The sequence below is a fragment of the Sphingomonas pseudosanguinis genome, assembly GCF_014196255.1.
GTDB lineage: Bacteria > Pseudomonadota > Alphaproteobacteria > Sphingomonadales > Sphingomonadaceae > Sphingomonas > Sphingomonas pseudosanguinis.
The window spans coordinates 184,233-205,805 of the sequence record NZ_JACIDH010000002.1; the positions used below are offsets into that span (position 1 = coordinate 184,233).

At 66.0% G+C, this 21,573-nt stretch carries 21 protein-coding genes and 1 tRNA gene; 12 read left to right on the forward strand and 10 right to left on the reverse strand.

Annotation, left to right across the window (positions count from 1 at the left end; genetic code table 11):
* Positions 1-6: 6 nt before the first annotated feature.
* Both GGR48_RS04945 and GGR48_RS04950 read right to left on the reverse strand, forming a co-directional pair.
* Entirely contained in the window at positions 7-651 is a 645-nt protein-coding gene (locus GGR48_RS04945) for a GntR family transcriptional regulator (protein WP_183950778.1), read from the reverse strand.
* Positions 652-762: 111 nt separating this feature from the next.
* Positions 763-2,817 (reverse strand): NAD(+) synthase, encoded by a 2,055-nt coding sequence (locus GGR48_RS04950; protein WP_183950975.1) that lies wholly within the window; start codon positions 2,815-2,817, stop codon positions 763-765.
* A 226-nt stretch (positions 2,818-3,043) separates the two neighbouring features.
* Between GGR48_RS04950 and GGR48_RS04955 the strand changes: the two genes are divergently transcribed.
* The 5 genes from GGR48_RS04955 (at position 3,044) to der (ending at position 7,882) form a co-directional block, all read left to right on the forward strand.
* Positions 3,044-3,388 carry an ArsC family reductase gene (locus tag GGR48_RS04955; RefSeq protein WP_183950779.1) on the forward strand — a complete coding sequence of 115 codons (345 nt, stop codon included), beginning with the start codon at positions 3,044-3,046 and terminating at the stop codon, positions 3,386-3,388.
* Between the two features lie 49 nt (positions 3,389-3,437).
* Positions 3,438-4,304, forward strand: a complete 867-nt coding sequence (panB, locus tag GGR48_RS04960; protein ID WP_183950780.1) for a 3-methyl-2-oxobutanoate hydroxymethyltransferase — start codon at positions 3,438-3,440, stop codon at positions 4,302-4,304.
* A 116-nt stretch (positions 4,305-4,420) separates the two neighbouring features.
* The gene (locus tag GGR48_RS04965) at positions 4,421-5,089 is read left to right on the forward strand and encodes a tetratricopeptide repeat protein (RefSeq protein WP_240455980.1); all 669 of its coding nucleotides are present in this window, start codon (positions 4,421-4,423) and stop codon (positions 5,087-5,089) included.
* Positions 5,086-6,411, forward strand: a complete 1,326-nt coding sequence (locus tag GGR48_RS04970) for an outer membrane protein assembly factor BamB family protein (RefSeq protein ID WP_183950782.1) — start codon at positions 5,086-5,088, stop codon at positions 6,409-6,411. Before GGR48_RS04965 ends, GGR48_RS04970 begins: the two co-directional genes overlap by 4 nt.
* A gap of 97 nt (positions 6,412-6,508) precedes the next feature.
* Positions 6,509-7,882, forward strand: coding sequence for a ribosome biogenesis GTPase Der (gene der, locus GGR48_RS04975; RefSeq protein WP_183950783.1), 1,374 nt, complete (start codon positions 6,509-6,511; stop codon positions 7,880-7,882).
* 216 nt (positions 7,883-8,098) lie between these two features.
* Here the strand turns inward: der and bfr are convergent, their stop codons facing one another.
* Positions 8,099-8,620 (reverse strand): bacterioferritin, encoded by a 522-nt coding sequence (gene bfr / locus GGR48_RS04980; protein ID WP_183950784.1) that lies wholly within the window; start codon positions 8,618-8,620, stop codon positions 8,099-8,101.
* A 127-nt stretch (positions 8,621-8,747) separates the two neighbouring features.
* Between bfr and GGR48_RS18300 the strand changes: the two genes are divergently transcribed.
* Complete coding sequence (locus GGR48_RS18300) at positions 8,748-9,395, forward strand: methyl-accepting chemotaxis protein (RefSeq protein WP_183950785.1); 648 nt, start codon at positions 8,748-8,750, stop codon at positions 9,393-9,395.
* A 12-nt stretch (positions 9,396-9,407) separates the two neighbouring features.
* Here the strand turns inward: GGR48_RS18300 and GGR48_RS04990 are convergent.
* The 3 genes from GGR48_RS04990 to GGR48_RS05000 form a co-directional block, all read right to left on the reverse strand.
* A tRNA-Ile gene (locus GGR48_RS04990) sits at positions 9,408-9,483 on the reverse strand.
* 144 nt (positions 9,484-9,627) lie between these two features.
* Positions 9,628-9,894, reverse strand: a complete 267-nt coding sequence (locus tag GGR48_RS04995) for a hypothetical protein (RefSeq protein ID WP_183950786.1) — start codon at positions 9,892-9,894, stop codon at positions 9,628-9,630.
* Between the two features lie 200 nt (positions 9,895-10,094).
* A complete protein-coding gene (locus tag GGR48_RS05000; RefSeq protein ID WP_183950787.1) occupies positions 10,095-11,492 on the reverse strand; it encodes a M20/M25/M40 family metallo-hydrolase in 1,398 nt (465 codons plus the stop codon).
* Positions 11,493-11,600: 108 nt separating this feature from the next.
* On the opposite strand from GGR48_RS05000, the gene ettA reads away from it, so the two are divergent.
* Together ettA and GGR48_RS05010 are read left to right on the forward strand one after the other, a co-directional pair.
* The gene (ettA, locus tag GGR48_RS05005) at positions 11,601-13,280 is read left to right on the forward strand and encodes an energy-dependent translational throttle protein EttA (RefSeq protein ID WP_183950788.1); all 1,680 of its coding nucleotides are present in this window, start codon (positions 11,601-11,603) and stop codon (positions 13,278-13,280) included.
* A gap of 169 nt (positions 13,281-13,449) precedes the next feature.
* A complete protein-coding gene (locus GGR48_RS05010) occupies positions 13,450-14,634 on the forward strand; it encodes a sensor histidine kinase (protein ID WP_221211386.1) in 1,185 nt (394 codons plus the stop codon).
* 3 nt (positions 14,635-14,637) lie between these two features.
* Here the strand turns inward: GGR48_RS05010 and GGR48_RS05015 are convergent, their stop codons facing one another.
* From GGR48_RS05015 to GGR48_RS05025, 3 genes are all read right to left on the reverse strand, one after another.
* Positions 14,638-15,429 carry an NYN domain-containing protein gene (locus GGR48_RS05015; RefSeq protein ID WP_183950789.1) on the reverse strand — a complete coding sequence of 264 codons (792 nt, stop codon included), beginning with the start codon at positions 15,427-15,429 and terminating at the stop codon, positions 14,638-14,640.
* A 113-nt stretch (positions 15,430-15,542) separates the two neighbouring features.
* Positions 15,543-16,025, reverse strand: a complete 483-nt coding sequence (greB, locus tag GGR48_RS05020; RefSeq protein ID WP_183950790.1) for a transcription elongation factor GreB — start codon at positions 16,023-16,025, stop codon at positions 15,543-15,545.
* A 30-nt stretch (positions 16,026-16,055) separates the two neighbouring features.
* Positions 16,056-18,050 carry a lytic transglycosylase domain-containing protein gene (locus tag GGR48_RS05025; RefSeq protein WP_183950791.1) on the reverse strand — a complete coding sequence of 665 codons (1,995 nt, stop codon included), beginning with the start codon at positions 18,048-18,050 and terminating at the stop codon, positions 16,056-16,058.
* Between the two features lie 80 nt (positions 18,051-18,130).
* On the opposite strand from GGR48_RS05025, the gene dapA reads away from it, so the two are divergent.
* Positions 18,131-19,030, forward strand: coding sequence for a 4-hydroxy-tetrahydrodipicolinate synthase (dapA, locus tag GGR48_RS05030; protein WP_183950792.1), 900 nt, complete (start codon positions 18,131-18,133; stop codon positions 19,028-19,030).
* An 81-nt stretch (positions 19,031-19,111) separates the two neighbouring features.
* Positions 19,112-19,432, forward strand: a complete 321-nt coding sequence (locus GGR48_RS05035; protein WP_183950793.1) for a hypothetical protein — start codon at positions 19,112-19,114, stop codon at positions 19,430-19,432.
* On the opposite strand, the gene GGR48_RS05040 is transcribed toward GGR48_RS05035, so the two are convergent.
* Positions 19,419-20,318 (reverse strand): endo alpha-1,4 polygalactosaminidase, encoded by a 900-nt coding sequence (locus GGR48_RS05040; protein ID WP_244954849.1) that lies wholly within the window; start codon positions 20,316-20,318, stop codon positions 19,419-19,421. The two genes, GGR48_RS05035 and GGR48_RS05040, sit on opposite strands and share 14 nt — an antisense overlap.
* A 128-nt stretch (positions 20,319-20,446) precedes the next feature.
* Between GGR48_RS05040 and smpB the strand changes: the two genes are divergently transcribed.
* Together smpB and GGR48_RS05050 are read left to right on the forward strand one after the other, a co-directional pair.
* Positions 20,447-20,926 (forward strand): SsrA-binding protein SmpB, encoded by a 480-nt coding sequence (smpB, locus tag GGR48_RS05045; protein WP_007403364.1) that lies wholly within the window; start codon positions 20,447-20,449, stop codon positions 20,924-20,926.
* Complete coding sequence (locus tag GGR48_RS05050; RefSeq protein ID WP_240455979.1) at positions 20,926-21,501, forward strand: DUF2062 domain-containing protein; 576 nt, start codon at positions 20,926-20,928, stop codon at positions 21,499-21,501. Before smpB ends, GGR48_RS05050 begins: the two co-directional genes overlap by 1 nt.
* The last annotated feature ends 72 nt before the right edge of the window (positions 21,502-21,573 follow it).

A 21,573-nucleotide genomic window follows, 5' to 3' on the forward strand; every position in this document is an offset into this window, starting at 1 on the left:
GCCGGATCAGTGCGCCAGCTGCGCGCGGAGGTCGATCAGTGTCGCCCCGATATGTTCGGACAGCAGTGCCGCGACCCGCGCCTCGTCGCGTGACAGCCATGCGTCGAGCAGCGCATGATGTTCTTCATGCGCGCGATCCTCACGGCCGGCGGGCTTCAGATGCTGGATGACGTAACGCTCCGCCAGCACCTGCAGCCGTTCGATCAACTGGAAGGTCAGCGCGGCCCCCAGCGGCCGGACGAGCGCCAGGTGGAAGGCGCGGTTCTGGAGCGCGACATCGTGCAGCGCCTCATGCGCCGCTACGTCGAGCGCGTGCAGCGCCTCGCGCGCCGCCGCCTGGTCCACCGGCGTGGCGACGCGGCTAGCGCGCGCGGCGGCATTGGGTTCGATCGACAGGCGAAGCTCGTAAATCTCCTCCGCTTCGCCCGCCCCCAGCGATCGGACGAAAAAGCCGCGATTGGCCTGGCTGGTCAGGAGCCCTTCCTGCTCCAGCCGTGCCAGCGCCTCGCGCAGCGGAATCTTGCTGACGCCCAGCTCATTGGCCAGCGCGTCCTGCCGGATCGGCTGCTCCTCGGGCAGGTCGCCGCTGATGATGCGTTCGCGAATGATCGTGAAAATCTGTTCGGACAGGGTGCGAACGACAAGGCTCATATTTTCTCTCGTGCCGACAGGCCGGGAGGAGCCTGTAATTCCTGATAATCAATATTGATCGGTACGGTACAATAGCGCGCCAAATGAAGAAATGCCAAGAGTGTCCCCAAATCAGGCGGGGGGCAGCCCGTCGCGCAATTCGGCCAGCCAGACCGTGGCCGTCCCGTCGGACGGCGCACGCCAGTCGCCACGCGGTGACAGGGCACCCCCGGCCGACACCTTGGGGCCGTTGGGCAGCGCGGACCGCTTGAACTGGCTGGTCTGGAAGAAGCGCGTCAGGAACCGCTCCAGCCAGTGGCGGATGGTCGGCAGGTCATAGGCGATGCGCGCATCGGCGGGCAGATCCTCGGGCCAATCCCCCGCTTCCGCATCGCGCCAGGCATGCCAGGCGAGGAAGGCGATCTTCGATGGCTTCAGCCCGAAGCGGATCACGTGATGCGCGAAAAAGTCGTTGAGGGCGTAGGGCCCGATCATCGACTCGGTCGATTGCAGCGCGCCATCGGCGCCGGGCGGCACCAGTTCGGGCGAGATTTCCTGCGCCAGGATGGCGGTCAGCACCTGATTGGTCGCCGCGTCATACTGGTCGGTCCGGATGCACCAGCGGATCAGGAACTGGATCAGCGTCTTGGGCACGCCGGCATTGACCGCATAATGGCTCATCTGATCGCCGACGCCGTATGTGCACCAGCCGAGCGCCAGTTCCGACAGGTCGCCCGTGCCCAGCACGATCCCGCCGCGCTGATTGGCCAGGCGGAACAGATAATCGGTGCGCAGGCCCGCCTGCACATTTTCGAACGTCACGTCGTGCACCGGCTCGCCGGAGGCGAAGGGGTGGCGCATGTCCGCCAGCATTTGGCGCGCGGCGGGGCGGATGTCGATTTCCTCCGCGCTGACCCCCAGTGCGCGCATCAGCGCCCAGGCATGCGCCTTGGTCCCTTCACCGGTCGCAAAGCCCGGCATGGTGAAGGCCAGGATGCGATCGCGGCTCCAGCCGAGCCGGTCGGTCGCCTTGGCGGCGACGATCAGCGCATGGGTCGAGTCCAGTCCGCCCGACACGCCGATGACCAGCGAGGTGGCGCGCGACGCCTCCAGCCGCTTCGCCAGGGCCTCGACCTGGATATTATACGCCTCGTAACAGTCGGCATCGCGCCGCGCCGGATCGCTGGGGACGAACGGGAAGCGCTCGATGGTGCGGCACAGGCCGCGATCCGCCGGTTCGACGCCGTGGACGAAGCCGATGCGGCGGAAGCGGTTTTCCGGATGCCCGGCAAAGGCCGCCGAGTCGTTGAAGGTACCGTTACGCAACCGCTCCTGCCCGATCCGCTCGACATCGATATCGGCGACGGTCAGCGCGGGCGTCCGGGCGAAGCGCTCGGACTCCGCCAGTTGCTGGCCCAGTTCGTGGATCAGGCCCTGGCCGTCCCAGGCCAGATCGGTCGTGCTCTCGCCGATCCCGGCGGCGGAATAGACATAGGCGCAGGCGGCGCGCGCCGATTGCGCGGCGGCAAGCAATTCGCGGTCGCGTGCCTTGCCGATGACGATGTTGGACGCCGACAGGTTGCAGCAGATCGTCGCCCCCGCCAGCGCGCCCATGGTCGAGGGCGGGGTGGGTGCCCAGTAATCCTCGCAAATCTCGGCATGGAAGACGAAGCCGGGGCGATCCTCGGCGGCGAAGATCAGGTCGGTGCCGAACGGGACCGACTGGCCATCGAGATCGATCGTCAACCCGGTCAGCCTGGCCCCGCTCGCGAACCAGCGCTTTTCATAATATTCGCGGTAATTGGGCAGATAGGTCTTGGGCACCACGCCCAGGATACGCCCGCGCGCCAGCATCACCGCGCAATTGTACAGCCGCCCATTGCGCGGCAACGCGGCACCGACCAGCATCACCGGGGTCAGCGCGGCGCTGGCATCCACCATCTCGCCCAGCGCCTCCAGCGTGGCACGGTGCATCGCGCTCTGCATATGGAGGTCGTCGATCGCATAGGAGGTCAGCGACAATTCGGGAAAGACGATCAGGTCGACACCCTGTTCGTCCGCGTCCCGCGCCAGGTCGAGCATCGCCACCGCATTGGCATGCGGATCGCCGACAGACGCGGCCGGCGTCGCCGCCGCCACGCGGATCAGGCCATGGGAATGAAAGGCGAAAAAGGGATGGTCCTGCATGACATGGGGATAGCGGGGCGGGGCGGGGGACGCCACCCCAACTGGGCTTTCACGGGTTAGGATGGGGCGTTGCGGCGTGGCCTTCGACTTCGCTCAGGCTGAACGGATCGTGCGAATGACATAGGTAACGACGGCTTGGGTCGAGCGAAATCGAGACCCAAGTCCTGCGGTGGCCCCAGGTCTATTTCCACGATAGACACGGACCATTCCAACGATCGGATACCCCATGAGCATCACCCTGTACGGCATCCCGAACTGCGACACGATGAAGAAGGCGCGGGTCTGGCTGGACCAGCACGGCGTGGCGTACCGCTTCCACAACTACAAGACGGACGGCATTGACGAGGCGACGCTGCGCCGCTGGGTCGATCAGGTCGGGTGGGAGCCGTTGCTCAACCGTGCCGGGACGACCTTCCGCAAGCTCGACGATGCCGACCGGCAGGACGTCGACGCGGACAAGGCAATCCGGTTGATGGCGGCGCATCCCTCGCTCATCAAGCGGCCGGTGCTCGACCGTGACGGCACGCTGACGGTGGGGTTCAAGCTCGAGCGTTACGCCGAAATCTTCTGACGGACCAAGGGGGTGGAGCCGGACAAGCGGGGGGAGTAAGGGCGGCTCCATGTCCACCACCTACACGCTCGATACCGCGACGAGTCGCGCCAATCCCACGCCCGCGCCGATGAAGCGCCTGACCGTGCCCGCCATTCGCCGCGCCAAGGGCGGGACGCCGCTGGTCATGCTGACCGCCTATACGGTGCGGTCGGCGCAGCTGCTCGATCCGCACTGCGACATGCTGTTGGTCGGCGACAGCCTGGGCCAGGTGATTTACGGCCTGCCCTCGACCGTGCCGGTCACGCTTTCGATGATGGCGGCGCATGGTGCGGCGGTCGTACGTGGCAGCTATCACTCGGTCGTGGTCATCGACCTGCCCTTCGGCAGCTATGAGGCGAGCCCCGAAAAGGCGTTCGAGAACGCCGCGTGGCTGCTCAAGGAAACCGGCGCGGCGGCGGTCAAGCTTGAGGGCGGTGTCGCGATGGCGCCGACCGTGCGCTTCCTGGTCGAGCGTGGCATACCGGTTATGGGCCATGTCGGCCTGACCCCGCAGGCGGTCAACGTCCTGGGCGGCTATGGTGCGCGCGGCCGGACGCCCGAAGAGGCCGAGAAGATTATTGCCGATGCGGTGGCGGTGGCCGAGGCGGGGGCGTTCTCCGTGGTGATCGAGGGCGTGGTCGAGCCGATCGCGATCGAGATCACCAAGCGCATCGCCTGTCCGACGATCGGCATCGGCGCCTCGGCCCAGTGCGACGGCCAGGTGCTGGTCGGTGAGGACATGCTCGGCCTGTTCGAGCGGACCGCGCGCTTCGTACGCCGTTACGAGACGATGGGCGACCGCATCGGCGAGGCCGCACGCGCCTATGCCGAGGATGTCCGCGCCCGTCATTTCCCGGGGCCGGAGCAGATCTACGCACCGCGCGAAGGGGGATGACGCAACCCTGCTTCCCACCGGGGCTGCTCCTCGCTAAAGGTCGCGGCTTCATTATTGCCTGATCCCAAATAGCGGAGCCCGACTTGGCCCTAACGCCCCAATCCAGCCAGGCCTTCATGAGTGAGGTCGACGACGAATTGCGTCGCGAAAGGCTGACCAGCTTTTGGACCCGTTGGGGTCTGGTCGTCGGCGCGGTGATCCTGATCGGACTGGCGGCCTTTGGCGGCTATCTTTATTGGCAGCATCGCCAGCATGAACAGGCGGGCGCCGATGGCGAGCAGCTTCAGGCGGCCTATGACGCGCTCGGCCAGAGCGACGTGAAGACCGCCCAGGCCAAGCTGGCGCCGCTCGCCAATTCGGATGTCGACGCCTATCGCGCGCTCGCCAGCTTCACCCAGGCGGACATCCTGCTCCAGCGCAACGACCTGAAGGGCGCGGCGGCGCGCTTCGCGGCGATCGCGAACGACGCCTCGCTGGCGCAGCCCTTCCGCGATCTGGCGCTCATCCGCCAGACCATGGCCGAATATGACACGCTGAAGCCCGAGGCGGTCATCGCCCGCCTGCGCGGCATGGCGGTGCCCGGCAATGCGTGGTTCGGCAGCGCCGGCGAGATGGTCGCGGTCGCCTATCTGCGCCAGAACAAGCGTGCCGAGGCGGGGCGTCTGTTCGGTCAGATTGCCAGCGAGAAGGATGTGCCCGATACGTTGCGGCAACGTGCGGTTCAGATGGCCGGCGTATTGGGGGTCGATGCGGTCGGCCAGAGCGAGGACACCAAGACCCAATGACGAAGCATTTCCGCACCTCGGCGGCGCTTGCCGCGCTGATGGCGCTGGGCGCCTGTGGCGTGTTCAAGGGCGCGCCGAAGAAGACCACTCCGACGATCGGCGACCGCGTGCCGATCCTGGTCTCGGAAAACGGGGTCGAGGCGGACAAGACGATCGCCGATGTGCAGGTGTTGCTGCCCGCGCCCGAGACGAACCCCGAATGGAGCCAGCCGGGCGGTAACGCCGCCAAGTCGATGGGCCAGCTGGCGCTCGCGGAACAGCCCCAGCGTCTGTGGGAGTCGAGCATCGATGGCGGCTCGGTCCGCGATCCCTTGGGTGCCGCGCCGGTCGTCGCCGAAGGCAAGCTGTTCGTCGTCGACGCGCAGGGCAATCTGGTCGCGCTGAACGCCGATACCGGTGCCAGGCTCTGGTCGACCGCCGTGACCGAGGGCGACGAGAACCGTCTCGCCCGGTTCGGCGGCGGCGCCAGCTATGACAGCGGCACCGTCTTCGCCACCGACGGCCTGGGCGACGTGATCGCCGCCAGTGCCGCCGACGGCAAGGTGCTGTGGCGGGCCAAGCCCAGCGGCCCGCTGCGCGGATCGCCGACCATCGCCAACGGCAACGTCTATGTCCTGACCCAGGATAACCAGCTCTACGCGCTGAACCAGACCGATGGTAAGATCATCTGGGCCGGGCAGGGGACGCTGGAGACCCAGGGCGTGTTCGGCGTCGCCGCTCCCGCCGCCAGCCAGGGCACGATCGTCGCCGGTTTCTCGAGCGGCGAGCTGAACGCCTATCGTTACGAGAATGGCCGCATGCTGTGGCAGGATGCGCTGTCGCGGACCAGCATCTCGACCTCGGTGTCGACGCTGTCGGACATCGACGCCGCACCGGTCATCGACCAGGGCCGCGTCTATGCGCTTGGCCAGGGCGGTCGCATGATCGCGCTGGAACTGTCGACCGGCCAGCGGCTGTGGGAGCAGAATTTCGCGGGCATCTCGACGCCGTGGATCGCGGGCGAGTGGATTTTCCTCGTCACCGATGATGCGCGGCTGGTCGCACTGGCCCGGTCGAGCGGCAAGGCACGCTGGATCGCGCAGCTGCCGCGCTTCCGCAACGAGAAGAAGAAGACCGGCGCCATCATCTGGTTCGGTCCGCTACTGGCGGGCAATCGCCTGATCCTGACCAATTCGGACGGCCAGATCGTCTATGCCAATCCGGGTGACGGTGCGGTGCAGGCGACGATCGAGACCAAGACACCCTTCGCGCTGCCGCCGATCGTGGCCAACGGGACGCTCTACGTCCTCGATCAGAAAGGGCGGATCGCCGCCTATAAGTAAGCCATGTCTCGCCCCGTGGAAGATTTGTTCCACGGGGCGTTATATTTCATGCTGCTATCCCCGTGACGAATGGCTTGCCTTTCGCTAACGGAGCGCGATGGCAAAACTCCCTATCGTCGCGATCGTCGGCCGTCCCAATGTCGGCAAGTCGACGCTGTTCAACCGTCTGGTCGGCAAGAAGCTGGCGCTGGTCGACGACCGGCCCGGCGTGACGCGCGACCGGCGCGAAGGCGACGCACACCTTCTCGGCCTCGATTTCCGCGTGATCGACACGGCCGGCTATGAGGATGAAGACCCCGATACGCTGCCCGGCCGCATGCGTCGCCAGACCGAGGCGGCGGTGGGTGAGGCCGATGTCGCGCTGTTCCTGGTCGATGCGCGTGCCGGCGTGATGCCGCTCGACGAGGAGATCGCCCGCTGGCTGCGCAGTTCGGACACGCCGATCGTGCTCGCCGCCAACAAGGCGGAAGGGCGCGCGGCCGAGCAGGGTATTCTCGAAGCGCTGGCGCTGGGCTTCGGTGATCCGGTGCAGCTGTCGGCCGAACATGGCGAGGGTGTGGGCGACCTGTTCGAGGCGCTGCTTCCCTTCATCGACCGTGAGGAGGACGAGGAAGAAGAGGAGGTCGACCTCGAAAATCCTTATGCCCCGCTGAAGCTGGCGATCGTCGGACGGCCCAATGCCGGCAAGTCGACGCTCATCAACCGCTTCCTGGGCCAGGATCGCCTGATCACCGGGCCGGAGGCGGGCATCACTCGCGACTCGATCGCGATCGATTGGGAATGGCGCGACCGTGATGGCGAAATCCGGCAGGTCCGGCTGATCGACACCGCCGGCATGCGCAAGAAGGCCAAGGTGCAGGACAAGCTGGAGAAGCTGTCGGTCGCCGATGCCTTACGCGCGGTGGATTTCGCCGAGGTGGTGGTCCTGCTGCTCGATGCGACGCTGGGGCTGGAATCGCAGGATTTGCGCATCGCCGATCGCGTGCTGGAAGAAGGCCGCGCGCTGCTGATTGCGCTCAACAAATGGGACGTGGCGGAAAATCCGTCGTCGCTGTTCAACGGCGTGAAAAAGGCGCTGGAGGACGGGCTCAGCCAGGTGAAGGGCGTGCCGCTGCTCGCGGTGTCGGCCGCGACGGGCAAGGGGCTCGACACGCTGATCGAAGCGGCGTTCGAAACCCGCGCCGCCTGGTCGAAGCGCGTGCCGACCGGCGAACTCAATCGCTGGTTCGAACGCGCCGTCGACGCCAATCCGCCGCCCGCCCCCGGCGGCAAGCGGATCAAGCTGCGCTATGTCACCCAGATCAAGTCGCGTCCGCCGAGCTTCGTCATCTTCGGCACGCGGGTCGACCAGCTGCCGGCTAGTTATGAACGCTATCTGGTCAATTCGATGCGGCGGGAATTGGGCTTCGGCGCGGTGCCGGTGCGCCTGACGCTGCGGGCGCCGAAGAACCCGTTCGGGAAAAAGGACTGATCAAGGGCGGGGCGCTATAGGGTGCCCCACGTTCCCACCGCCGTTCAGCCTGAGCGAAGTCGAAGGCCACGGGAAGGCATCTGCCAAACGCCCGGCGATGGTGCGCCCAGCCTTACCGTCAACCCGTGGCCTTCGACTTCGCTCAGGCTGAACGGCGGTTGGGGATTATTCCCGACCTGAGGAAAAGGGCGGATCGCTTGATCCGCCCTTTCCTATTCAGCCCTGAAGATGCGGCGCCGCGCCCGACTTGGGCGTGTCGTTCTCCGCCATCGCGTTCAGCTGGACATAATTCTGAATGCCCATGCGCGCGATCATCTCGAACTGGCGCTCCAGCGTGTCGACATGCTCTTCCTCGCTGGCGAGGATACGGGTGAACAGGTCGCGGCTGACGAAGTCCTTGACCTCTTCGCAATAGGCGATGGCTTCCTTCAGCTGGGCGACGGCTTCGATCTCGATCGCCAGGTCGCCCTTCAGCACCTCTTCGACCGTCTCGCCGATGCGCAGGCGGCCGAGGAGCTGGAAATTGGGCAGGCCGTCGAGGAACAGGATGCGCTCGGCCAGCCAGTCGGCGTGGCGCATCTCGTCGATCGATTCCTTATATTCGAACTGTGCGAGCTTGTAGACGCCCCAATGGTCGAGCAGGCGATAGTGCAGGAAATACTGGTTGATCGCGGTCAGCTCATTCTTCAGCGCTTCGTTCAGATATTCGATGACCTTGGGGTCGCCCTTTACCGCCATATGCTCGTCCTTCGTGATCGTTTCGGTCCCATTCTAACGCCGGTTGGCGGGAAGCGACAGGGGTGGTGTCACCCCTGCGCGCGAAACGGGGCTTTCATCGCGGACGAAACATGATAGCCGCTGATACATGTTAAGCGGGGGCGAAGGACGGGTGGTGTCGATCGGGCCGGGGGAGCAACTGGCGAAGGTATTGGAGTATCTGCGCCACGGCATCGTGATCTACGACCGTGACGAACGCATCTGCCTGATCAACCATTATGTCAGCCGGTTATTCGGCATCCCCGAACTGGCCGTGACCATCGGGTCCACGCTTGCGGACTATATCGACCGTGTCGGGGAGGTCGTCGGCTGGTCCGAGGATCGCAAGGCGACCATCATGGAGAACCACCGCAACTGGGCGGCCGAGGGCCTGCAACGGCGGTTCGATCACCATTTCGATGACGGGACGGTCTTCGAGATCACCTTTCATCCCCATGATGATGGTGGGGCGACCTTGACCTTTATCGACGTCACGCACGAGCGGCAGTTGCAACGGGTCAGCGCGGCCCGCGAGGATCTGGCCCGGCAGGCGCAGGCGATGCTGGAGCGGGTCAGGCAAATCGCGGCCAATACCCGTCTCGTCGCGCTCAACGCGCGGATCGAGGCGGCGCGGCTGGGCAGCCAGGGGCACGGCTTCGCGGTCGTGGCCGACGAGGTCCGCAACCTGTCGCTGGAAACATCGGACGTGCTGCTGGAGATCGGTCGGATCAACGAGGCGTCGCTGCGCCTGACATGATCCGGGGTGATTTGGTGGGCCCGGCAGGACTCGAACCCGCAACCTAGCCGTTATGAGCGGCCAGCTCTAACCATTGAGCTACAGGCCCCACCTTGATGCCCCGTAGCGTGATGAACGGGGCGTTCGCAACCGGCATCGCCAATTATCGGCAAAGAAAAAGGGCGCCTTCATCAAGAAGGCACCCTTTTTCCGACAAACAGTCGTGCTTCGGACCCGAAGGTCCGAAACAACATTACTGCATGTTGTCAGCCTTGGCGTCGGCAGCGTCACGGACGTTGTCGGCAGCGGCGTTCATGTTGTCGGCAGCGTTCTCGAGGGTCGCGGCAGCGGCCGAGTTCGAGGTGTTGTCGGCAACCGCTTCGAGGTTGTCGGCCTGCATTTCCATGTTGTCGGCCAGCATGTCCGCGTTGTTCTCAACAGCGGCTGCTTCCGGCGACTTCGTGCATGCGGCGACGGACATCAGGCCGGCGGCAGCGAGAACGAAAGCGATCTTCTTCATTCGAATGCTCCCAAGCAAAGCAAAAATCGCGGCCGGCCCGAATGCCGTCGCGAAGCGGCTCAAATAACGCGCGGTTCATCGCGGTCAATCCGCAAAATTCACTTCGCGGCAAGGTTCGCGACGAACCGATGGCGCCTATCAGGCTTTTTCAAGGCGTTGGCGTTACCAAAGTGTTACCCGATTTTTGAGCGCCAAATGGCTTAGCGTGGCGTCACCGGGCCGATCTCCTCCGGGGCGTTGGCCACGACCGCCAGCATCGCGGTCCAGGCGGCGACATTCTGGCGCAGCGCGGCGGGGTCGATCCGATCGATCACGTCGTCCGGGGTGTGGTGGGTGTCGAAATAGTCCCAGCCGGACTGGTTGAGGTCGATCGCGGCGGTGCCTAGCTTCAGCGTCGGGCCGATGTCCGTGCCGTCACCGCCCAGCCCGCTGCCGCGCGCCACGCCGATCGGGGCGAGTGCGGTCTGCAGCCGATCGGCGACCGGTCTGGCGCCGGCGGGCAGGTTGACCTCGAACCGCCAGATGCGATCCGCGCCGAAATCGCTTTCGGAGGCAGTGGCGTGACGCTCATTGCCATGCGCCTTGGCATAGGCCGCGCCGCCCAGCCCGCCGACTTCCTCCGCGCCGAACCAGACGACGCGAATGGTGCGACGCGGCTGGCCCGCATCCATGATTCGCTTGGCGGCGGCGGCCGTGATTGCGATACCGCTGGCATCGTCGATCGCGCCCGTGCCCTGGTCCCAGCTGTCGAGATGGCCACCCACCAGGACGATCCCGGCGGACGGGTCGCTGCCCGGCACTTCGGCGATGACATTGCCCGATTCGCGGGTTCCGACCATGCGCGGCGTGAGGACCAGCTTCATGCGGATCGGCTTGCCGCGCGCGGCGATCCGCTCCAGCTGCTCGGCATCGGGAACGGACAGCGCCGCCGCCGGGATCGGCGTCACGCCGACGGGGAAGTTGGTCGTGCCGGTGTGCGGAAAGCGATGATGGTCGGTGCCGATCGAGCGGATGACGATCGCGACCGCACCGCGCTGCGACGCCAGCGCCGGCCCGGTGAAGCGCGCGGTGCCATAGGCGCCATAGCCCGATCCGTCCTGGGTGCGCGGCATCGCGTTGCCGATATAGACGATCCGCCCCTTGATCGCGCTGTCGGGGGCCGACTGGAACGCCGCCATGCTGGGGAAGACGGCGACCTCGGCGGTCAGCCCGGCGGCCGGCGTCGCGGCGGAATGGCCGAGCGCCGCCAGCGTCAGCTTCTGCGGAAACGGGCTGATCACCTCGGCGCTCTCCGCCCCGCGCTCCCATACCGGCATGCGATAGGGTTCGATTCGCACATTCTTGAAGCCGAGCGCGGTCAGTCGCGCGACCGCCCATTGGCGCGCCCGTGCCTCGGCCTCGGTGCCCGCCAGTCGCTGGCCCACCTCGGTCGTCAGCCCCTCGACGATGTCCCAGGCGACCGTGTCGGTCAGCGCGGCGTCGCGCAGCCGATCGACCTCCGGCGCGACCTGCGCGGGCGCGGGTGGCGGGGTTCGCTGCGCCAGGGTTGGGGTCGACAGGGCGGAGGCGGTCAGGGCCGCAAGGACGAAACGCTTCATGAATGGGACTGTCGCCCACTCGCCCCCGTTTGCCAACCGCCCGCGCAACCATTACATGGGCGGCCAAATATCCCACAGTCGCAAAAAAGCACGGAGCCCCGCGCCGCCATGGCCGTCCAATATACCTATGTGATGAAGGGTCTGACCAAGACCTTCCCCGGCGCCAACAAGCCTGTCCTCAACAACATCCACCTCCAGTTCCTGCCGAGCGCGAAGATCGCGATCATCGGCCCGAACGGCGCGGGCAAGTCCACGCTGATGAAGGTGATGGCGGGCATGGACACCGACTTCACCGGTGAGGCCTGGGCCGCCGAGGGCGTCCGCGTCGGCTATCTGGCGCAGGAGCCGCAGCTCGATCCGTCCAAGGACGTGATGGGCAACGTCAAGGACGGCGTGCGCCCGATCGCCGATCTGGTCGATCGTTTCAACGCCATCTCGGCCGAAATGGGCGACCCGAAGGACGACACCGATTTCGACGCCCTGATGGAAGAGATGGGCGAGCTTCAGGCCAAGATCGACGCTGTCGACGGCTGGTCGCTCGACAGCCAGCTGGAACAGGCGATGGAAGCGCTGCGCTGCCCGCCGGGCGATGCCGACGTCACCCGCCTGTCGGGCGGTGAGAAGCGTCGCGTGGCGCTGTGCAAGCTGTTGCTCGAAAAGCCCGACATCCTGCTGCTCGACGAACCGACCAACCACTTGGACGCCGAGAGCGTGTCGTGGCTTGAGAACTACCTCAAGGAATATACCGGCAACGTCATCCTCGTCACCCACGACCGTTACTTCCTCGACAACGTCGTGAACTGGGTGCTCGAGCTGGATCGCGGTCGCTACTACACCTACGAATCCAACTATTCCGGCTATCTGGAAAAGAAGGCCAAGCGCCTCGATCAGGAAGAGCGCGACGAGGCGGGCAAGCAGAAGGCGATCGCCGACGAGCTGGCCTGGATGCGTCAGACGCCCAAGGCTCGTCAGACCAAGTCGAAGGCACGTATCCGTGCGTTCGAGGAACTGATGGAGAAGCAGGAGAACCGCGTCGCGGGCAAGGCGCAGATCCTGATCCAGATCCCCGAGCGCCTGGGCGGCAAGGTGATTGAGGCCAAGGGGCTGACCAAGTCGTACGGCGACAAGCTGCTGTTCGAAAATCTCGACTTCATGCTGCCGCCGGGTGGCATCGTCGGCGTGATCGGGCCGAACGGCGCGGGCAAGTCGACGCTGTTCAAGCTGATCACCGGCCAGGAACAGCCCGATGCCGGCACGATCGAGATCGGCTCGACCGTCAAGCTGGGCTATGTCGACCAGAGCCGCGACGAACTCGATCCCAACAAGAATGTCTGGCAGGAAATCTCCGACGAACTGGAAGTCTTCCGCTTCGGCAAGCAGGAACTGGGCACCCGCGCCTATGTCGGCGCGTTCAACTTCCGCGGCCCCGACCAGCAGAAGAAGGTCGGCCAGCTGTCGGGCGGTGAGCGCAACCGCGTTCACATGGCCAAGATGCTGAAGGAGGGCGGCAACGTCCTGCTGCTCGACGAACCGACCAACGACCTCGACGTCGAAACGCTGCGCGCGCTCGAAGAGGCGCTGGAGACGTTCGCCGGCTGCGCCGTGGTCATCAGCCACGATCGCTTCTTCCTCGACCGCCTCTGCACGCACATCCTGGCGTTCGAAGGCGATAGTCATGTCGAATGGTTCGAGGGCAATTACGAATCGTACGAAGAGGACAAGCGTCGCCGCATGGGCGATGCTGCCGATCGTCCGACCCGTCTGGCCTATAAGAAGCTGACGCGCTGATCCGCATTTTCGCGGGCGGAACGACGCCCTTCCCGAGCGATCGGGGAGGGCGTTGTCGTGTCCGGTGCCCGTGAAATCAGGGCGGGTCGTTTCGCAGCGCAACCGGTACGGCTTTAAATCGGTTGGCCCATTGCCTATTCTCAAGGCGATCAAAGGGGTTGGATAACGAATGGCGGTAGTGGAACAGGCGCAGGGCGAGGATATGGAAGTCGCCGGCGCGGGCCAGTTGCATTACCGGCTTCGTCAGCAATCGGTGCTCGCCGCGTTCGGGATCGAGGCGTTGCGCGCGCGTGACCTGGACCCGATGCTCCAGCGCGCGACCGAACTCTGCGCCGAGGGGATGCGTTCGCGCTTCTGCAAGTTCCTGGAATATCGCGCCGACCGCGAGACCCTGCTCGTCCGGACCGGTGTAGGCTGGGGTCCCGGCGTGGTCGGATCGACCGAGATGCGCACCGATCTCGGCTCGCCCGCCGGTTTCGCGCTTCAGACCGGGCAGGGGGTGATCTCCAACCATCTCGATCAGGAAGAGCGGTTTCGCACCCCTCAGTTCATGGCCGACCACCATATCCGCCGCGCGATCAACGTCCTGGTCGAAGCATCGGGGCAGCGTTACGGCGTGTTGGAGGTCGACAGCCCCGACGAGGGTCGGTTCGAGGAGGCCGATCTCGCCTTCATGCAGGGTTTCGCCAATCTGATCGGCGTGGCGATCGAACGTCAGGAAGCCGAGCGGCGCCTGGCCGAGGCGGTCGAGCATCAGCAATTGCTGACCCGCGAGGCGAGCCACCGCGTCAAGAACAGCCTCGCGCTGGTATCGGCGATGCTCAACCTCCAGAAGCAGGAGGATGACGATCCCCGCGTCCTGCGCATGCTGAACGACGCGCAGGCGCGGATCACGGCGATCGCGCAGACACACGACCAGCTCTGGCGCGGCGACCGGGTGGGGATCGTCTCACTCGACCATCTGGCCTGCGGCATTGCCGAACAACTGGCCGAGCAGGCGAAGAACCATCAGGTTCACTGCGACATCGAGGCGATCGAGATCAGCGCGGATACGGCCATTCCGATCGGCCTGATGCTGACCGAGCTGCTGACCAACGCCATCAAATACGCTTATGGCGAATCGGGCGGGGCCATCGATGTGGCGCTGCACGCCCGCGAGGGGCACATCGTCCTATCGGTCCGCGACCATGGCCAGGGCTTGCCCGCCGATTTCGACATGAAGGCCGCCTCGCGCCACAGCCTGGGCATGCGGATGATCGCCAGCCTGGCCCGGCAGTTGCGCGGCGAGATCAGGTTCGAGACGATGGACCCGGGGACCTGCGCCACGCTGACCATGCCCGATCCGCGATCGTGAGGATCAGCGGACCCGCTTGACGAAGGTCCGCCCGTCCTCGCGCCGTTCGGTCTGGAAATTGGGGATCGCCTCGATCAGGTCGGATAGGCGCTTGAACCCGTAATTGCGCGTGTCGAAGCTGGAGCGGTTGCCGGCCAGCTGGCCGATCGCGGACAGGCTGGCGAAGCCGCGCTCGTCGCGCTTCACCGAATTATAGGCGTCGACCAGCAGCTTGAGCAGTTCCTCATCGATCGGCTGCGGCGTGCCCGCCGTCCGCTTGCCGAGTTCGATCGCAGGGGGCAGCGAATCGGCGAGCGGCACATCGGCGGTGCTCGGCTTGGCAGCGACAGGCTTGGTCGCGCTGGCGGGCGTACCGCCGCCGATCAGCGCGCCGACGTCGATGAAGCGGCTGCATGCCTGTTTGAACGCCTCGGGCGTCCGGCTGTTGCCGAAGCCATAGACCGGAAAGCCGTCCTGCCGGATGCGCGTGGCCAGCGGCATGAAGTCGCTGTCCGACGACATGATCCCGAACCCGTCGATCCGCCCCCGGAACAGCAGGTCCATCGCATCGATGGTCATCTTCATGTCGGTGGCGTTCTTGCCCTTGGTCAGGTCGAACTGCTGCTGCGGCTCGATGCCATGCTTGACCATCACGTCGCGCCAGCCCTTCAGACCCGGCTTGGACCAGTTGCCATAGGCGCGGCGGACATTGACCGTGCCCAGCTCGGCCAGGACGGTCAGGACCGGGTCGATGGCCGCCGACTGGGCATTGTCGGCATCGATGAGCAGCGCGATGTTGCGGGTCAGGGCGTTCATGGCATCGATCTAGCAAAGCCGTGCTTCGCCGGCCAAGCGCGAAACGCTTGTTTCGCTCCGGTAATGATCGTCAGCTTTGCGCGAAATACGCCGTACGGACTGCGATCCGTTCGTCACTCCGTCGGGTAGGTGATGGCAATCACTTCATATTCCCGCTCGCCGGCGGGCAGCGTCACGCGCCGCAGGTCGCCGACCGATGCACCGCGCAGCGCACGCACCAGTGGCGCGTTCCAGCCGACACGGCCCTTGCCCGCATCCGCCTCGTCGTCGCCGACCAGCGTCAGGATGCGTTCGTTATCATCCTCGTCGGCGATGGTGACGGTCGCACCGAACCAGACTTTGGACCGGTCTTCCTGACGGGCGGGATCGATGACCTTGGCGGCCTTCATCCGCTTGGACAGCCAGCCCAGTCGACGGTCGATTTCGCGCAGCCGCTTGCGACCATAGATATAGTCGCCATTTTCCGACCGGTCGCCATTGCCGGCGGCCCAGGCGATGGTATCCACCAGCTTGGGCCGCTCGACCGCGAACAGCGCCTCATATTCCTGGCGAAGCGCGGCATAGCCGGCGGGCGTGATATAGTTGGGGCGATCCATCGCCTTGCTCTATCGCGCGCCGCCCGGCAATCAACCCGGCTGCGACTTGCCCAGATACCAGCTGAGCGGCGTCGGCCCCCGGCTGGTGGCGCGGGCGGGGTTCATCAGATCATAGACGACCGCGTTTTCGAGCACCCGCTGCACATAGTTGCGGGTTTCCATATAGGGGATGGCCTCGATCCACTCGACGATGTCGACCGAGCCGGTGCGCGGGTCGCCGTTCAGGCGCAGCCACTTGTTCACATTGCCGCCGCCAGCATTATAGGCCGCGATCGCAAGCGGATAGCTGCCGAAATTGCTACGGATACGCTCGAAATAGCTGGCCCCGAGCCGGATCGACAGGTTGGGATCGGTGGTCAGGGCTGCCGGCGAATAGGAGATGCCGATCTTGTTAGACTGTTCGGCGGCGGTCGCGGGCATCAGCTGCATCAACCCGCGCGCACCGGCATGGCTGACGGCGGCACGATCGAACTGGCTTTCCTGACGGGCGATCGCGTGGATGATCGTCCAGCTCGAGTCATAGCCCGAGGGCACGCTGATCGTCGGGAAGCCCGCCGCCGAATAATCGGTCAGCCCATTCTGCAGCGCGCTACGGCCGACCATGACGGCCAGGTCGGGGCGCGCGATGCTGCGCGACAGGTCGACCGCGAGCAGATGGTCGTTCTCATCGGTCGCATCCGCGGCGATCTGGCGGACGAACGCCGTCTGATCCTGCCACTGGCCGATCTGGCCCAGAAAGCGCGCGGCGCGCACCGTCTCACGCGCGTCGAAGACCGCGCGGGTCGCGGCGGGCACCCCGCCCGAGGCGAGCGCCGGCGGTGCGGTCAACGGCCGGCCGGTGCGTTCGAGCGCGAGCTGGCCGTAGAACTGGTCGCGATATTCGGCGGCGCGGTTGAAATAGCCGGCGGCCTCTGCCGGACGATTGGCAGCCTGCGCCGCGCGGCCCGCCCAGTAAAAGCCCTTGGCGCGCGTTTGCGGCGACTGGCTGCCCCGGCCGTAGCGGTCGAACAGCGTCATCGCATCGGCCGGGCGGCCCAGCTTCATCGCCGTCTGTCCGCCCAGCCAGACCAGGCTGGTATAGTCGTCGCGCTCGCCATAGGGCTGCTTCGAGACATCGGTGCCGGCAGGATAGGCGTCGTCGACCTGCCGCGCGATGTCATAGGCGGTCTGAAGCTGATTGTCGGAGGCCGCCGCGCGCGCGTTGAGCAGCAGCGTTTCGTAGAATTCTTCGACATTGCCCGGCCGCACCGTCAGCTGTCGGGGGCGCGCCAGCCACGACCGCGCGGTCATGCTGTCGCCCGTATTGCGCAGCCACATGGCGCGGTCGGCGACATAGCCGGCGTCATTGGCGTAGAGTTCGGCGGTCGAAGCCGAAATGCTCGCGGCATCGGCCGATTTGGTGCGGAAGGCCAGCCGCGCGGCGAAGACCGGGCGGCGCGCCGAACTGGTATAGCCCAGCACCCGCTGCGCCGCGGTCGTCTGTCCGCTCCACAGCAGGGTGTCCATGCGGGCGTCATGATCGTCGGGCGTCAAGGCCGAGCCGAAGGTCGACAGCACCAGCGCTTCGTCGGTGGGCGACAGCGCGCCGCGCCGCCACGCCGCACGCGCGGCCTGCGCCGCTTCGCCGGGCGCGCCGGTCGCCATCAGCGCGCGGGCATAGGCGACGCCGCCGGCCGCCGTCTGAGGCGGGAAGCGGCGGAAATAGGCGACGATGCTGCCGGGTGCGGCGGTGAAGTTCGCCGCCTGCCGCTCGGCCGCGCGGCGATTGCCGCTCTCGCCCGGCCAGCCGGGATGCGCCATCAGGAAGCCGGCATAGCTGTCGAAGGGCAGGGAGTCGGTCTGTTGCAACGCCCGCCACTGCGCCAGCGCGGCGGCGATCGCGCCGTCGCTGGGCGCGGCGACCCCGTTCGGGCTCATATTCGCCATCTGCGTACGATACAGTTCGAGCTGGTCCTGCCCGCCGGGCGCGACCAGGGCTCCCGCCAGTGTCGCCAGAAGGGCGCCCGCTTTCGTCAATGCCATCATGGTGGACAGAATAGGGCCTCTACCCGTACATGTCCTGAACAAATTCCAAATTTCGGCGCGGCAGGAGCGCATTTCCTCTCATGTTTTCAGGATCTATCCCCGCATTGGTGACGCCGTTCGAGGATCGCGGCGATCATGTCGGCGGTGCGTTCGACGAAGGCCGATTCCGCGATTTCGTCGAATGGCAGATCGAGCAGGGTTCGTCGGCACTGGTCGCCTGCGGCACCACGGGCGAGGCCGCGACCATGCCCAAGGACGAGCATTTCCATGTCGTCCGCGTCTGCGTCGATCAGGCACGGGGGCGCGTGCCGGTAATCGCGGGCGCGGGATCGAACGACACGATCGTCGCGGTCGAAAATCTGAAGGCCGCGCAGGCCGCCGGCGCCGATGCCGCGCTGATGGTCCCGCCCTATTACAACCGGCCGAGTCAGGAAGGGATCGTCCGCCACTTCGCCGAACTGGCGAACGGTGCGCCGCTGCCGATCGTCCTCTACAATGTGCCGGGCCGGACGGTGACGGACATCCAACCCGCGACGCTGATCCGCGTGGTCCAGGCCGCGCCCGAGATCTTCGTCGGGGTGAAGGATGCCAGCGGCGCGCTCGCTCGCGTTTCCCATCACCGTGCCGCGCTCGGCCCGGACTTCTGCCAGCTGTCGGGTAACGACGACCTCGCGCTCGCCTTCAACGCGATGGGCGGGGTGGGTTGCATCTCGGTCACCGCCAATGTCGCGCCGCGCCTGTCGGCCGACTTCCAGGCGGCCTGTGCGGCGGGCGATATGGCGCGCGCGCTGGAGCTGCACGACCGGCTGTTTCCGCTGCACGAAGCGATGTTCACCGATGCCTCGCCGGGGCCGGTCAAGTATGCGCTCAGCCGGGTCATTCCGGGCTTCGCGACCGGCATCCGCCTGCCGATGACCTGGCCGTCGGAAGCGTCGCGGGCGCTGGTCGATGCGGCGCTGGCGCATGCCGGGCTGATCTGACGCCGACTGGCCCTTTTGTCGCCGTAATCCTCGCCGACCTTGCGATCAGTCAAGCGGGGCGGCGATGGGAGTGGTCGGCCTATGTGGATGTCCTTGGTGGTGTTGGCGCAGGCGGTGGCAGGGCCCGTCCTGCCCGTGCCCCGAAAGCCGACGACGAACCGGCACTGCCCACCGAGCGATAGCGGCGACGAGGTAGTCGTTTGCGGACGATCGTCGGAGGCGGATCGGCTGCGCCCCATTCCCGATTACGGTGATAAGGGTGGTCTGCCCAGGGCGGCGGTCGCCATTCCGGGTGTCGGCACCGCCTCGGCCGATGTCGAACAGGTCGGGGTGGGCGGTTTCCCCAGCAATCGCATCATGATGTGGCTGAAAATCCCGCTCCCCGGCGCTAGTCGCAAGTGAAGCGGTAGCTGTCGTCGAGCTTGAGGGGCAGGACCAGCGTTCTCACCCCTTGCGCGCGCGATGCGACGCACATCGTATCGCGCGCACCATTGGCGTTGGTTCGATACCGGTCGGCATATTCGGCGACCAGCACCGGCTTGCCGGCATCCAGGAATGCGGAATAGCTCCCGCATTCGCCATATTCATGGCATTGCTCGTTGACCGCGAAGTCGAAGGCGGGCTGAAGCGCCGCCACCTGGTCGAGATCGTTCTTCAACCCGATCGCCAGTCCCCGACGATGCGCCTCGGTCGCGAGAAACCGGTTATAGTCGAGCTGCATCGCGGCGGTCAGGCCCAGGCCGTTGGCATTGGCATAGCCCTCGACATTATCCGCCTCGACCGCGTCGCAGCCCTTGGCTCGTGCGAGATCGAGCCTCCCCGTCATTACCGCGCGCACGGTCGCCGAATCGGTGCGCAGCCAGCGCTCGCCGGCCCAGCCGTCCAGGGCCTTGCCACGATCGGCCTCCGCGAACTTCGCATCGTCGCTGCGCCAGTTCTCGGATGATCCGGCGGAGAAATAGCAGATCACGCGGCGACCCGCGCCATGCAGCGCGGCGATGGTCGTGACCGGCGTGTCGAACAGGTCGATGTCATAGGCTTGTACCGCATAGCCGGTATTGACGGTGCCGCTGAGCTGCCACTGCCAGCTCAAGGTCCGATCGGGCCGCCACCAGCCAGCGGGCGAACCGGTCGGGCTGGGGGAGGGTGCGGGCGTAGGGGTAGCGGTCGGCGTGACGATCGGCGTCGACGGCTCATCCTGGCCGCTGCCCCCGCCACAGCCGCCGGTCGCAAGGGTCAGCGCGCCGATCAGGGCGAGGCGGAAGGCCGGGAGGGTGGGGCGGATCATCATGCCGTCGCCTAGCGCCCCGCGGGCCCAATGCGCCAGTCCGATGGTGGCGGCGTGCCGAACGGAAACGGGACATCGCCATCGACCGGCTTTTCATGGCGGACGCAAGCGCCTACATCGAGCCGTCCATGCGCCCGAAACCCCAGACATTCGACAAGAAGAAGATCGTCGCCGAGAACCGGCGCGCCCGCTTCGACTATGCCATCGAGACCACCTATGAGGCTGGTATCGCCCTGACCGGGACCGAGGTGAAATCGCTCCGCTTCGGCGAGGGATCGATCGCCGAATCCTATGCCGAGGTGCGTGGCGAGGAGGTGTGGCTGGTCAATTCCAACGTCCCCGAATTCAGCCATGGCAATCGCTTCAATCACGAAGCCAAGCGGCCTCGTAAATTGCTCCTTCATGAGCGCGAAATAAACAAGCTTCACGGAGCGGTGGCGCGCGAGGGCATGACCCTGGTGCCACTGATGATCTATTTCAATTCGCGCGGCCGCGCGAAAGTGGAGCTGGCATTGGCGAAGGGCAAGAAGGCGCACGACAAGCGCGATTCGATCAAGGAGCGCGACTGGAAGCGCGAGCAGGGCCGTATCCTGCGCGATCGCGGCTGATGGCCTCCGCCGCGCCGACCATGTGGAACCGATCGCTGGCGTGGATGCGGCGCAACATGCCGACCCGCGATTCGATGGAGAAGAACCGGCTGCTCCGGCCGGTCGCGCACCGGGTGCTCGCGCCCGAATTGTGGCGCTTCACCCGCCGGTCGGTGCCGCGCGGGGTCGCGCTCGGCGTGGTTGCGGGCTTTTTGTTTCCCGTCGCGCAGATCGCGATCGCCGCCGTCTTCGCGCTGCCGTTCCGCGCCAACGTCCCGGTCGCGGCGCTGACGACCTTCATCACCAATCCGCTGACCACACCGATCCTGTGGCTGATCGCCTATCGGATCGGTACGCTGCTGCTGCGCAGCGACACGCCGATCAATACGCAGCCGGTGGCGGAGGCCGCGACCGGCTGGCTGCAATGGGCGACGAGCGCCTTTCACTGGCTGTGGGAGCAGGGGCCGGCCTTCGGCCTGGGGCTGTGCGTGCTGACCACCGGCTGTGCGGTCGTCGGCTATGCGGCGTCGGCCTTGGGGTGGCGGCTGTGGATCGCACGGAAATGGCGTAACCGCCGCAAATCGGCGCATATTTGAACCGGCGTATCGTTTGACTGGGCTTGGCGGCCCGCTACAACAGCCGCATCACTGTCCTATTTGGGAACTCAG